Origin of the sequence: Brevibacterium otitidis, assembly GCF_042429315.1 — a bacterium.
In the GTDB taxonomy this organism is placed as follows: domain Bacteria; phylum Actinomycetota; class Actinomycetes; order Actinomycetales; family Brevibacteriaceae; genus Brevibacterium; species Brevibacterium otitidis.
This window is the reverse complement of sequence record NZ_JBHMAU010000002.1, coordinates 1-13,406: the sequence shown is the minus strand read 5'-3', so window position 1 is coordinate 13,406 and position 13,406 is coordinate 1. Positions and strand designations below refer to the sequence as shown.

Sequence of the window (13,406 nt, the reverse complement as noted above, 5' to 3'; positions counted from 1 at the left end):
CCGCGGCGCTGCATTCTGACCGCTCAGACGCGCACGCGTGGACGGCGGCGTCGGATACGCTGGCCGGCATGAGCTCCGAGACCGCCGACACGGTTCGCCTGCACGTGCAGCCGTGCACGCAGATCATCCCGTTCTGGCACATCGACACCCCGCCGGGCATCACTGCCGAGATCCGGGTGCGCGCCGCCGCCGAGGTGACCGGCGCGTTCTCCGATTGGGTGACCGTGGCCTCCTGGTCGAGTCAGGGGACAGGGGAGTCGACGACGCTGACCGCCCAGCAGGTCCACGGTCTGCGCACCGACGCCGACACCGTCATCGTCGACACCGCCGCACTCGGCGGCCCGGCCCGGCTCGTCGAGCTGGCAGTCCGGGCCGTGCCTGCCGCGAGGGCAGCTGCAGCACCTGTGACCGTGCACTGGATCGATGCTCTCACCCGCACACCAGCCCGGCCGCGTGCGGAGATCACCGCTTCGGCTCCGCGCGGCATCGACATCGAGCACCGGCTGCCGCAGATCAGCCAGCACGCCTGCGGTGTGCTCGACGGCTTTGCGCAGGCCGACAGCTGGTGCTCACCGACGTCGCTGACGATGGTGATGGAATGGCTGTCCGCCGGCGGCGCACACGCCGAGCTGGACGCCCGCGCAGTATCACCTCCTGCCGGTGAGGACGCCGCAGACCGCGTCCACCCGACGATCCGCGGAGTGTGGGATCGCACGTACGGCGGTGCCGGGAACTGGGCATTCAACGTCGCCTGGGCCAACGGGCAGGGCTTCAATGCACGGCTCGACACGCTTGCCAGCATGCGGGAGGCCGAGGAGCTGCTGGCGGCAGGGGAGGTGCTCATCGCCTCCGTGTCCTTCACCTCCGAACAGCTGCCCCAGGCCGGCTACCCGACGGCCGGTCATCTGCTCATCATCACCGGCGTCACCGCCGCAGGCGATGTCCGCGTCCACGATCCCGGCCGGGCGATCGCCGACGGTGTGCGCGCAGTCTATCCGCGGGAGGCCTTCGAACGAGCGTGGCTGTCAGCCGAGGGCTCCGGCGGCCTCGTCTATCGGCTTGCCCGCCGCTGAACACCGGAAGCGGCACGGCGCGTCGGGTAAGTGACTAGGCTGCTTCCGCCGTGCGCCGCAGCTGCACCACCACCTCGGCATGGGCGGTGTGGGGGAACATATCGAGCATCCGGGCTGCCGTCACCTGATAGCTGGGCATCTGCTTGAGGTCCCGGGCGAGTGAGCGGGGATTGCAGCTGGAGTAGATGACATCGGCAATGCCGGAGTCCTCCAGCCAGCCGGCCAGCGCACCGATCCCGCGCCGCGGTGGATTCACCACAACGACATCGGGCAGCACGTCCTGCTCACCGGCCCAGTCGGCGGCATCGGCGACGACGAAATCGGCGGCGAGTCCCGCCTCGGCGGCGGCTGCCTGCGCTGAGGCGATCGCCTCAGCGGAGACCTCGACCCCGGTGACCGCACGCCCCGGCGCGGCCAGATGCAGCGCGAACCCGCCGACGCCGCAGTACAGATCCCAGATTCGCAGCGTCCCGGCGTCAGGACCGGCGCCAGTGCCGGCGTCAGCTGATCCGGGACCGCCGGCGCCCCCAGTGCCCGGGCGGCGCCGGGCCTCGATCTCATCAGCCCACGCCGCAACCTGCTCGTACAGCTGCCCGGCCACCGCCGTGTTCGTCTGTACGAAGGAGCGCGGCAGCACCTGCAGCGTCACCTGGCCCTGGCGCATCGGCAAGTGCCGGTCGCCAGCGATGTGGATCTCCTCAGCGCCTTCGAGCAGTGCGGTGTGCTGCGGGTGGATGTTCGCGCTCACCACCCGCATCCCGGGCACCGCTGCGGTGAGCACGCTCAGGTGCTCGCGGATCCGCTCCACCGGCTTGGGCGTGCGCAGCACGAACCGCACCATGAGCTCACCGGCATCATTGACGGTGACAATGAGGTGCTTGAGCTCCCCGCGGCGGCGCGCGACGTCATAGGGCGGGATCTGCGCGCGCCGGATGAGTGCGGGCACCGCATCGAGCAGCCGGTGGATCGCCTGCGGATAAAGCGGGCAATCGCGCAGGTCGATGCCGGCACCGGCTTCGTCGAGGATCCCGAGCACGGGGGCGTCGACAGTGCCGGAGACGACCATCTTCGCCTTGTTCCGAAAGCCGGCATCCGGGCCGGTGGCAGACGGCAGCCAGCGGATGCCGGTCGCCTCGCCCGAGGCGGTGGTCGCCTGCGCCAGCAGGCGCGCGATCTCATCCTGCGAACGCTGCACCCGCACTGGGGAGGGCAGCGGCAGGAGGGTGCAGGACCGGCATCGACCGGCGTCGTAATGAGCGCATTCCATCACCGCAATCATAGTCGTCCCACGATGCGGACGATAGCGGCCGGCATTTGACATGCCTATCGCCGGCGGGAAAGATGAAGGCCATGAACAACCTTCTCGTCGTCCTCATTATGCAGCGCGCGGTTCACCCGTAAGCTGTCGCTTGACGACGATCCGCGCGCCCCATACCGAACCGGTAAGGGGCGTTTTTCATGATCAGACCGAAGGAGTCCCCGTGGGATCCCACGCCCCGGCACCGCAACCGGCCCGACAGGCCGTTCCGCAGCCTCCGACGCCGAGCCCGGCGCACGCCGCCCCGGCCAGGCGCAGCGACTATCACGAACCGGAGATGCTCACCGGCGCACAGGCAGTCGTGCGCACCCTAGAGCGCCTCGGCGTCGACACGGTCTTCGGGCTTCCCGGCGGCACCATCCTGCCGACCTATGACCCGCTGCTCGACTCCGAGAAGATCAACCACGTGCTCGTCCGCCACGAACAGGGCGCAGGCCACGCCGCCGAAGGCTACGCCGCCGCCACCGGGAAGGTCGGCGTGTGCATGGCGACGTCTGGACCCGGGGCGACGAACCTCGTGACCGCGATCGCCGACGCACACATGGACTCCGTGCCGATCATGGCGATCACCGGCCAGCAGGCCTCGAACATGCTCGGCACCGACGCCTTCCAGGAGGCCGACATCGTCGGCATGACGATGCCGGTGACCAAGCACAGCTTCCTCGTCACCCGCGCTGAGGACATCCCGCAGGCGATCGTCAGCGCCTACTTCATCGCCCACACCGGACGCCCAGGGCCCGTCCTTGTCGACATCACCAAGGACGCCCAGGCCAGCACAGCACCCTATGTCTGGCCGGAAGAGCCGCAGCTGCCGGGCTACCGCCCAGCGCTCAAACCGCATGCCAAGCAGATCCGCGAGGCAGGCCGGCTCATCGCTGCCGCACGTCGTCCGGTGTTCTACATCGGTGGCGGCGTCATCCGCTCCGGGGCGGAGGAGGAGCTGCTCGCCCTTGCCGAGGCGACGAAGATTCCCGTCGCCACGACCCTCATGGCGCGTGGGGCCTTCCCCGACACCCACGACCAGCACCTCGGGATGCCGGGCATGCACGGCAGCGTCTCGGCGGTGGCGGCGTTCCAGCAGTCCGATCTGCTCATCGCCGTCGGCACGCGCTTCGACGACCGGGTGACCGGCGATCTCGGCTCCTTCGCCCCGCGCGCCAAGGTCATCCACGCCGATATCGACCCGGCTGAGATCGGCAAGAACCGGGTGGCTGATGTGCCGATCGTCGGCGATGCCGCTGAGGTGCTGCGCCAGCTGCACAGCGAGCTGCGCGAGAACCAGTCCGAGGTGTTCGACAACGGATTCAGCGGCTGGTGGAAGGTGCTCAACTCGTGGAAGACCACCTATCCGCTGGGCTATGAGCACAATGCCGAGGGTCTGTGCGATCCCGAGTACGTCATCGAGCGGATCTCGGCGCTCACCGGGCCGGAGGGCGTCTACGTCGCCGGTGTGGGCCAACACCAGATGTGGGCCAGCCAGTTCATCTCCTATGATCGGCCGCGCTCGTGGCTCAACTCCGGCGGCCTGGGCACCATGGGCTATGCGGTGCCGGCTGCGATGGGCGCCAAGGTCGGTCAGCCTGAGCGCCATGTGTGGGCGATCGATGGTGACGGCTGCTTCCAGATGACGAACCAGGAGCTGGCCACCTGCGGCATCAACAACATCCCGATCAAGGTCGCGATCATCAACAACTCGTCCCTGGGCATGGTGCGGCAGTGGCAGACGCTGTTCTATGACGGCCGCTACTCCCATTCGGACCTCAACACCGGGCACAACACCGTGCGCGTGCCTGACTTCGTCAAGCTCGCCGAGGCCTACGGTGCACTCGGCCTGCGGGTGGAGCGCAATGAGGATGTCGATGCTGCGATCCAGCAGGCCCTCGCCGTCGACGACCGGCCGGTCGTCATCGACTTCACCGTCCCGCCGGACGCGATGGTGTGGCCGATGGTCGCCGCCGGTGTCAGCAATGACGAAATCCAGTACGCCCGTGACCTGCGCCCGGACTTCGGGGCAGAGGAAGAAGAGGAAGGTCTGGCATGAGCCGTCACACCCTCTCCGTGCTCGTCGAGAACAAGCCGGGCGTGCTCACCCGGTTCACCGGGCTCATCGCCCGGCGCGGCTTCAACATCCACTCCCTGGCCGTCGGCACCACCGAACGCGAGGAGCTCTCCCGCATCACCGTGGTCGTCGATGTTGAGAATGTCGCCCTCGAACAGGTGACCAAGCAGCTGAACAAGCTCGTCAACGTCGTCAAGATCGTCGAACTCGAACCCGAGGCCTCGGTCAGGCGCGCGCACATGATCTTCAAGGTCCGTGCCGATGCCGCCGCCCGGCCCCAGATCGCAAGCGCGGTCGAGATGTTCCGCGGTCACATCGTCGACGTCAGCCCCAACACCGTGTGTGTCGAGGCCACCGGCGAGCGCAGCAAGCTCGATGCGCTGCGCCAGGTGCTCGAGCCCTTCGGCATCAAGGAGATCGTGCAGTCGGGCACGGTCGCCATCGGCCGTGGGGCGAAGTCGATGACCGACAGAGCCCCGCGCGTCTGAGCCACTGCCTCGGGAGCGGAGCCGCCGCCTCGGGAACGGGGCCACCGCCTCGGGAGCGGAAGACGTCCGAACCAGCAGACAGCATCCGGACGCAGTGACGCCCGTCTCAGGGTCCGGCACTACGATTGAGACAAGATCCGGCGGCAGGCAGACGCCGCCGGAGGAACTGAAGAACAACCCCAACACAAGGAGATTCCCATGGCAGAGCGCTTCTACGACGACGACGCCGACCTGTCCGTCATCCAGGGCAAGAAGGTCGCCGTCATCGGCTACGGTTCCCAGGGCCATGCACACTCGCTGAGCCTGCGCGACTCCGGCGTCGACGTTCGGATAGGCCTGAAGGAGGGCTCGAAGTCCCGCGACAAGGCAGAGGCGGAGGGCCTGACCGTCGGAACCCCGGCCGAGGTCGCCGCGTGGGCCGACGTCATCACGATCGCCGCTCCTGACCAGGTGCAGGCCGAGATCTACAACAACGAGATCAAGGATCGGCTGAGCGCCGGCAAGACCCTCGTCTTCATCCACGGCTTCAATATCCGCTACGACTACATCACTGCTCCTGAGGGTGTCGACGTCATCATGGTCGCGCCGAAGGGACCGGGCCATGTCGTGCGCCGCGAGTACGTCGACGGCCGCGGTGTGCCGGTTCTCGTCGCTGTCGAGGTCGACGCCTCGGGCAAGGCCTGGGACACCGTGCTCTCCTACGCCAAGGGCATCGGCGGACTGCGCGCCGGCGCCATCAAGACGACCTTCACCGAGGAGACCGAGACCGACCTGTTCGGCGAGCAGACCGTGCTCTGCGGCGGCGTCTCCCACCTCGTGCAGTACGGCTTCGAGACCCTCACCGAGGCCGGCTACCAGCCGGAGATCGCCTACTTCGAGGTGCTGCACGAGCTCAAGCTCATCGTCGACCTCATGGTCGAAGGCGGCATCGCCAAGCAGCGCTGGTCGTGCTCGGACACCGCTGAGTACGGCGACTACGTCTCCGGCCCCCGGGTCATCACCCCGGAGGTCAAGGAGAACATGAAGGCTGTGCTGGACGACATCCAGAACGGCAGCTTCGCCAAGCGCTTCATGGACGATCAGGCTGCCGGCGCACCGGAGTTCACCGAGCTGCGCGCCAAGGAGGAGCAGCACCCGATCGAGTCGACCGGCCGCGAGCTGCGCAAGATGTTCGCCTGGCTCAAGGAGACTGACGACGACTACACCGAAGGTACCGCCGCGCGCTGATGCAGCAGGTGTGCTGAGGAGAACCCGGGTGGCCCGGTCCGTGCTGGACCGGGCCGCCTGTGTGTTCGACGGTCCGCTGCTCTCTCCTTGAGATGATCCGCTGATTCGTGGACGGATGCGGTGAGCACGGGGCCGTCATTCGGCTAGTGTTGTGTCGTGACTAACTATCGTTTCGAAACCTTCGAGCCCGTCGTCGATGACAAGGGTGTGCCCGACGAGCGCACCGCCGCCTACCTGCAGATCGTCACCGCCGGGTTCCATGACCGCAAGCTCAATGACGAGGCCCTGGTCAAGAAGGCCCGCCGCACGATCGCTGACAAGCGGGTGCTCACGGCCGTCTACGCCGATCAGAACCTGCCGTATGCCTATGAGGCGCACACCCCGGTGGCGACGTTCGCCCATTTCGAGAAGAAGATGAACGTCGGCGATGGACGCCTTATCCCCGCCCACCTCATCACCTGGGTGACGGTGCGCCCGACCCACCGCCGCCGCGGGCTGCTGCGCTCGCTCATGACCGCCAATCTCACCGAGGCGAAGGCGGCGGGCTATCCGCTGGCCGCCCTGACCGTGACCGAGGGCGGCATCTACACCCGCTTCGGCTTCGGCACCTCGACATGGATGTCGACGGTCGAACTCGACACCTCGCCGGGCTTCAAGCTGGCCTGCGAACCGGACCGCCGCGTCGAGATGTGCCCGGCCTCGGTGCTCACCGAGCTGGCCCCGCAGATCTACGAGCGCTTCATGCAGCGTTCCCCGGGAGCCATCGAACGCCAGCAGGCCTATGTCGACATGGCCTCAGGTACCATCAACCCGGAGACCGGGGAAGAGGACCGCGACGTCCGCGCCGCCCTGCACTACGACGAGGACGGCAACCCCGACGGCTACGTCAGCTACAAGTTCATGGGCTGGAAGACCGACCCGCCGACCGTCGAGGTCATCGACCTCATCGCGGTCTCCGACGCCGCCTACTCCTCGCTGTGGGCCTTCGTCGCCGCGATCGACCTCGTCGAACGCGTCGTCTACGACGAAGCCGCCCAGACCTCACCGCTGCCGTGGCTGGTCGACAACCCTCGCCGGGTGAAGATCAAGAACCAGCACGATGCCGTGTGGCTGCGCATCCTCGACGTGCAGAAGGCCCTCGAAGCCCGCTCCTGGCCCGTCGACGGCACCCTCACCATACGCGTCCACGACGATATGAACCTCGCAGACGGCACCTTCCAGATCACCGCCTCGGGAGGTTCGGCGAGCGTCGAATCGGTCTCCACCTCGCACCCGGTCGATCTCGAACTCGGGGTCGCCGAACTCGGCTCGATCTACCTCGGCGGCGCCGACCCGGTGATCCTCGCCCGCGCCGGCCGGATCACTCAGCACAGTGACGACGCAGCCGTGCGCGCCCGCGAGCTCTTCGCGCTCGAGCGCGCCCCGTACGGCCCGAACGGGTTCTGAGCGCCTAAGCCTCCGAGGGGCTCTGAACGCCTAAGCCTCCGAGGGGCTCTGAGCGCCTAAGCCTCCGACGGGTTCTGAGCGGGCGCATCAGGTTCTTGCCATGTGGCCCCTTGCGGATGCGTCCGCAAGGGGTCACTACGATAGCTGTCGTACGCCGTGCAGCCCCGCGCCACCGCCGAGGTGTGCGGCAGCCTGACCGAACCGAAACCTGCGACGCTTACGAGCCGGCGCCGCGCAAGGAGGAACCGTGACCAAGCCTGTGGTGCTCATCGCCGAGAATCTGTCGCCTGCCACCATCGATGCCCTGGGACCCGATTTCGAGACGCGCCACTGCAACGGAGCCGACCGCAGCGAACTGCTCGCCGCCATTCCCGAGGCCGATGCGATCCTCATCCGCTCGGCCACCCAGGTCGACGAGGAGGCGATCAGCGCTGCCAGCAGGCTCAAGATCATCGCGCGCGCCGGCGTCGGCCTCGACAACGTCGACGTGCCCGCCGCCACCCGCGCCGGTGTCATGGTCGTCAACGCACCCACCTCCAACATCACCTCGGCCGCGGAGCTGACGATGGCCCACATCCTCGCCTCCGCCCGCAACTTCGGGGCCGGCAACACCACCCTCAAGGCAGGGGAGTGGAAGCGCTCGAAGCTCACCGGCGTCGAACTGTACGAGAAGACCCTCGGCATCGTCGGCCTCGGCCGGATCGGTGGTCTCGTCGCCGAGCGCGCCCGTGCCTTCGGCATGAAGCTCGTCGGCTACGACCCCTACATCTCACAGGCCCGCGCAGCGCAGATGGGCGTGACCGTCATGAGCCTCGACGAGCTGCTGGCCTGCTCCGACTTCGTCACCGTGCACATGCCCAAGACCCCGGAGACCATCGGCATGATCGGTGCGGAGGCGCTCACCAAGACGAAGCCGGGCGTGCGCATCGTCAACGTCGCCCGCGGCGGCATCGTCGACGAAGAGGCGCTTGCACTGGCGGTGGCCGATGGCCGGGTGGCCGGTGCCGGCATCGATGTGTGGGCCCAGGAGCCGCCGGAGCACTCCGCACTTATGGAGCAGGACTGCGTCAACGTCACCCCGCACCTGGGCGCCTCCACCGTCGAGGCGCAGGAGAAGGCCGGCGTGGCTGTGGCCAAGTCGGTGCGTCTGGCGCTCGCCGGCGAGCTCGTGCCCGATGCCGTCAACGTCGCCGGCGGCGCGATCGACCACGACGTGCGCCCGGGCATCCCGCTGGTCGAACGCCTCGGCCGCGTCACCTCGGCCCTGGCCGACTCCTCGGTCACCCACCTGACCGTCAGCGTGCAGGGCGAGATCGCCGCCAAGGACGTCTCCGCGCTCAAGCTCGCGGCCCTCAAGGGCCTGTTCCGGGACGTCGTTTCGGTGCCGGTATCCTATGTCAACGCCCCGATGCTCGCCGAGGAGCGCGGCGTCGGCGTCGAGCTGCGCACGAGCGAAGTCGTCGAGGGCTTCCGCAACGTCATCACCCTGACCGCGGCCACCTCGGCCGGTTCCAGAGTCTCGGTCTCCGGTACCCTCACTGGACCCAAGCAGGTGCAGAAGCTCACCGGCATCAACGGCTTCGAGATGGAGATGCCGCTGGCCGACCACATGCTCATCTTCCAATACGAGGACCGGCCGGGCATCATCGGCATGTTCGGTCAGGCGCTCGGCCGCAACGAGGTGAACATCGCCGGCATGCAGGTCTCGCCGAGCTCCACCGGCGACGAGGCGCTGGCCGTCATGTCCGTCGACCGCGCGATCCCGACTGAGACCGTCAACGCCCTCGCCGGTGCCGTCGACGCCTCGCAGTTCACCGCCGTCTGCCTCGAAGAGGATTGACACCCGACCGGCCGGTCACCGGCCGCCGGGCACCTGCGACAGGACGCCTCGGGAACGGATCGCCACCGTGCCCGAGGCGTCCTGCCGTTTCGTGGGGACGGCACCGGGGTGCCGGGGAGCGGGAGTGAGGAGTCTGGGGCCTCGAATTCGCCTCCGCCGGACAGCGTGGCGCCCTCGCGTTTGGTGCGTCCGAAGATCGCCTCCTGGCTCGATGGCGGCTCGGCGGCTTCGGTCAGGCGCAGCTGATGAGATGCAGCAGGCTCATGTTCATTCAGTTGTCCAGCCGGAGAGGTATGACGCCCCTCACGCATGCGACAGGCCGGCCGCAGCGGCTGCGGCCGGCCTGTCGCCGGTGGTGATCAGGCGTTCCAGAGACCGTAGGAGTCGGCCAGCTGGGCGATCTTCTTCGCGCGTGCCAGGCGAGGCAGGTAGGAGCCGTCGACGATGTCGTCGGTGCTTTCGGCCTCGGCGAGCATATTGCGCGCCCATGCTCGGTCGTCTTCGCTGGGCGCCAATTCGGTGTTGAGGGTCTGGATCTGCTCAGTGTCGATGACGAGCTTGCCGGTCATGCCCATCTTCATCGTCCAGGCGCAGTCCTCAGTCACCTGGCCGCTGCCTGCGCCGACCGGGCTCGGGCCGTCGATCGCGCCGGGAAGTCCGCCCACACGGGTGGCGATGACAAGGCGCGAGCGGGCGTAGGCCAGGGCGATCGGATCATCGGCGACGCCGGTGTCCTTGCGGAAGTCGTTGGTGCCCAGCGCCAAGCGGAAGGTGCCCGGTGCCTCGGCGATGCGGGTGGCGTTCTCGATCCCACGGGCGGTTTCGATGAGGGCGAGCACCGGCACCTCGGCGCCGACGCGCATCGCGGTGTAGGTGACCTGTTCCGGGCGTTCGGTGTTCGGCAGCATGACTCCGCGCAGTCCGGGCGTGCGGTTGAGCGCCGCGAGGTCTTCCTCCCACTCGTCGGTGCCCATTGAGTTGACACGCACCCAGCCGCCCATGTCGTTGGTGAGGGCTTCGACGACGTTGTCGCGGGCCAGGGACTTCTTCTCTGCCGGGACCGCGGCCTCCATGTCGTAGATGAGGGAGTCGGCCTCAGAGGTCTGCGCTGCTTCGAAGGTCTCCTTCTTGGCGGCGTTGATGAGCAGCCAAGAGCGGCTGAGCTTGGCAGGCAGGGCGGCGGCGCGAGTGTTGCGCAGTGTCTGAGACATACCGACGAGTCTACGAAGCAATCGCCAGCGGATCACCCCAACAGAAAGCCGGATCCAGCATGCAAGACATTTTGTAGTCATGTGAGACGGGTTTCTAGGGTGGTTGAAAGCGAACCTGAGGCCGAGCGAACCCGAGGAGAAAACCCTTATGACGACGCAGACGACGCACCGGATCGCAGTGATGCCCGGAGACGGCATCGGCACCGAGGTCGTGCCCGAGGGCCTCAAGGTGCTCACCCGCGCGATCGAAGCCGCCGGCGAGCCGGTCACCCTCGACACCACCACCTTCGACGCCTCCGCCCGCCGCTGGCATGAGACTGGAGAGACCCTCACCGATGAGGAGCTCGCCGCGCTGCGCGACTACGATGCGATCTACTTCGGCGCCTGCGGTGACCCGTCGGTGCCCTCCGGAGTGCTGGAGCGCGGCATCATCCTCAAGATGCGCTTCGGCCTTGAGCATGCGGTCAACCTGCGGCCGTCGAGGTTCTACGCCGGAGCGCGCTCACCGTTGGCCGAACCCGGGGAGATCGACTTCCTCGTCGTGCGCGAAGGCACCGAGGGCTCCTACACCGGCCAAGGCGGCAATCTGCGGCAGGACACCGTCCATGAAGTCGCCACCGAGGTCTCGGTCAACACCTGGTACGGGGTTGAGCGCACCGTGCGCTTCGCCTTCGAGAAGGCCCAGGCACGGAACAAGAAGCTGACGTACGTGCACAAGCATAATGTCATGGTCCACGCCGGTCACCTGTGGCGGCGAGTCGTCGAGCACGTCGGCCAGGAGTTCCCGGACGTCGCGGTCAACTATGAGCACACCGATGCCTGCACCATTTACATGGTCACCGACCCGGGCCGCTATGACGTCATCGTCACTGACAACCTCTTCGGCGACATCCTCACCGACCTGGCAGCAGCGGTCACCGGCGGCATCGGCCTGGCAGCCTCGGGCAACCTCAATGTCGACAGGACTGCGCCCAGCCTCTTCGAGCCGATCCACGGCTCTGCGCCGGACATCGCCGGGCAGGGCATCGCCGACCCGACCGCTGCGATCCTGTCTGCTGCCCTCATGGCCGAAAATCTCGGCATGGAGGTCGTGGCGAAGTCGATTCAGACCGCCGTCGAGGCCGACCTGGCCGAACGCGGAGATGCGAAGCGGTCGACCGCCGAGATCGGCGACGCGATCGCAGCCCGGATCGGCGGCTGAGACCCAGCCGGCGCCTCGGGAACGGGGCAGGGCACCGGGGAGGTGCCCGGCGCCTCGGGAACGGCCGGAGGGCGGCCTGCGGAATGGCGCGGGGCGCCGTCATGATCCGAGACACGATGCACTACAGTGTGTCTCATCCCACAACACGTTGAGCTACTCACGAATCTGGAAAGCGACGATGACTGAATTTCAGCTTCTGAAGAACATGCAGCCGGCTCCGGACGCGGTGCGCGAGGCGATCAAGGAGAAGCCCGGTTTCGGTGTGCACTTCACCGATCACCTGTCGCACATCCGCTACACCCGCGAGCAGGGCTGGCACGCCCATACCGTCAAGCCCTACGGTCCGATCGTCCTCGACCCGGCTGCCTCGGTCTTCCACTACGCGCAGGAGATCTTCGAGGGGCTCAAGGCCTACCGTCACGCCGACGGTTCCGTGTGGACCTTCCGCCCGCAGCTCAACGCCGCGCGCCTCAACCGCTCGGCTGAGCGGCTGGCGCTGCCGCAGCTGACCGAGGCCGACTTCCTCGGCTCGCTGTCGACGCTTGTCAGCGCCGACGCCGCCTGGGTTGCTGCGCCGCAGCACGATCTCGATGAGGTGTCGCTGTACCTGCGGCCGTTCATGATCGCCTCCGAGAAGTTCCTCGGCGTGCGCTCCAGCCACGAGGCCGACTACTACGTCATCGCCTCGCCGGCCGGTCCCTACTTCGCAGGCGGGGTCAAGCCGGTCTCCATCTGGCTCTCGCGTGACCTCAAGCGCGCCAGCGCCGGCGGCACCGGATTCGCCAAATGCGGCGGCAACTACGCGGCCTCCCTGGCAGCCGGTGACGAGGCGACGGCCAATGGCTGCCAGCAGGTGCTGTTCACCGATGCGGCTGAGGGCAGGTACGTCGAGGAGCTCGGCGGCATGAACCTCATGCTCGTCACCAGCGACGACAAGCTGCTGACCCCGGAGCTCGGCGACTCGATCCTCGACGGCGTCACCCGCCGCTCGGTGCTCGAACTCGCCCCGCAGCTGGGCCTGAGCGTCGAAGAGCGCAAGATCGAGCTGGCTGAGTGGTGCGAACGCCATGCCGCCGGTGAGATCGTCGAGGCTTTTGCCTGTGGCACCGCTGCTGTCATCACGCCGATCGGCAAGCTCGTTGCCGATGACTTCACCATCGATCACGGTGAGGAGCCCGGCGAGAAGACGATGGCGCTGCGCAAGACGCTGCTCGACATCCAGTACGGCCGCACCGAAGACACCAACGGCTGGCTCTACCGGCTTGCGTGACGGGCTGGCTGCTGTAGGTGGCTTGCGCGTTGGGGCTGCAGGGGCCGGTGACGGCTGAATCTGCGGTTGCAGGGGCTGATAACCGGCTTCTGGGGCCTTCTGGCAGAAAGAGTGTTCAAACTTCGATGGTGTTTGGGCCCAAACACCATCGAAGTTTGAACACTTTTTTGGCTCTACTGACTGATCCGTGGGTCTTCAGCGGCCGGGCAGGAGGGGGCGGTGGCCTCCGAGTGTGAGCATGGCGAGGCCGATCAGGGGCTCGGGTGAGCGGAA

10 protein-coding genes are annotated in these 13,406 nt (G+C 67.5%); 8 read left to right on the top strand and 2 right to left on the bottom strand.

Annotated elements, in window-relative coordinates; all coding sequences use genetic code 11:
- Window positions 1-68 precede the first annotated feature (68 nt).
- Entirely contained in the window at window positions 69-1,073 is a 1,005-nt protein-coding gene (locus ACFFN1_RS00070) for a C39 family peptidase (RefSeq protein ID WP_376837452.1), read from the top strand.
- Window positions 1,074-1,107: 34 nt separating this feature from the next.
- On the opposite strand, the gene ACFFN1_RS00065 is transcribed toward ACFFN1_RS00070, so the two are convergent.
- On the bottom strand, window positions 1,108-2,340 hold the full coding sequence (locus tag ACFFN1_RS00065; protein ID WP_376837451.1) for a methyltransferase domain-containing protein: 1,233 nt from the start codon (window positions 2,338-2,340) through the stop codon (window positions 1,108-1,110).
- Window positions 2,341-2,668: 328 nt separating this feature from the next.
- Between ACFFN1_RS00065 and ACFFN1_RS00060 the strand changes: the two genes are divergently transcribed.
- The 5 genes from ACFFN1_RS00060 (at window position 2,669) to serA (ending at window position 9,451) form a co-directional block, all read left to right on the top strand.
- A complete protein-coding gene (locus ACFFN1_RS00060) occupies window positions 2,669-4,432 on the top strand; it encodes an acetolactate synthase large subunit (RefSeq protein WP_376837476.1) in 1,764 nt (587 codons plus the stop codon).
- Window positions 4,429-4,938 carry an acetolactate synthase small subunit gene (ilvN, locus tag ACFFN1_RS00055; RefSeq protein ID WP_376837449.1) on the top strand — a complete coding sequence of 170 codons (510 nt, stop codon included), beginning with the start codon at window positions 4,429-4,431 and terminating at the stop codon, window positions 4,936-4,938. Before ACFFN1_RS00060 ends, ilvN begins: the two co-directional genes overlap by 4 nt.
- Before the next feature lie 198 nt (window positions 4,939-5,136).
- Window positions 5,137-6,165, top strand: coding sequence for a ketol-acid reductoisomerase (ilvC, locus tag ACFFN1_RS00050; RefSeq protein WP_376837448.1), 1,029 nt, complete (start codon window positions 5,137-5,139; stop codon window positions 6,163-6,165).
- A gap of 156 nt (window positions 6,166-6,321) precedes the next feature.
- The gene (locus tag ACFFN1_RS00045; protein WP_376837447.1) at window positions 6,322-7,611 is read left to right on the top strand and encodes a GNAT family N-acetyltransferase; all 1,290 of its coding nucleotides are present in this window, start codon (window positions 6,322-6,324) and stop codon (window positions 7,609-7,611) included.
- 247 nt (window positions 7,612-7,858) lie between these two features.
- Window positions 7,859-9,451 carry a phosphoglycerate dehydrogenase gene (serA, locus tag ACFFN1_RS00040; protein ID WP_376837445.1) on the top strand — a complete coding sequence of 531 codons (1,593 nt, stop codon included), beginning with the start codon at window positions 7,859-7,861 and terminating at the stop codon, window positions 9,449-9,451.
- A 359-nt stretch (window positions 9,452-9,810) separates the two neighbouring features.
- On the opposite strand, the gene ACFFN1_RS00035 is transcribed toward serA, so the two are convergent.
- On the bottom strand, window positions 9,811-10,662 hold the full coding sequence (locus ACFFN1_RS00035) for an HpcH/HpaI aldolase/citrate lyase family protein (RefSeq protein WP_376837444.1): 852 nt from the start codon (window positions 10,660-10,662) through the stop codon (window positions 9,811-9,813).
- Window positions 10,663-10,810: 148 nt separating this feature from the next.
- On the opposite strand from ACFFN1_RS00035, the gene ACFFN1_RS00030 reads away from it, so the two are divergent.
- Together ACFFN1_RS00030 and ACFFN1_RS00025 are read left to right on the top strand one after the other, a co-directional pair.
- A complete protein-coding gene (locus ACFFN1_RS00030) occupies window positions 10,811-11,863 on the top strand; it encodes a 3-isopropylmalate dehydrogenase (protein WP_376837441.1) in 1,053 nt (350 codons plus the stop codon).
- Window positions 11,864-12,041: 178 nt separating this feature from the next.
- Window positions 12,042-13,133: a branched-chain amino acid aminotransferase gene (locus ACFFN1_RS00025; protein WP_376837438.1), complete on the top strand. Its 1,092-nt coding sequence runs from the start codon at window positions 12,042-12,044 to the stop codon at window positions 13,131-13,133.
- Window positions 13,134-13,406 lie beyond the last annotated feature (273 nt).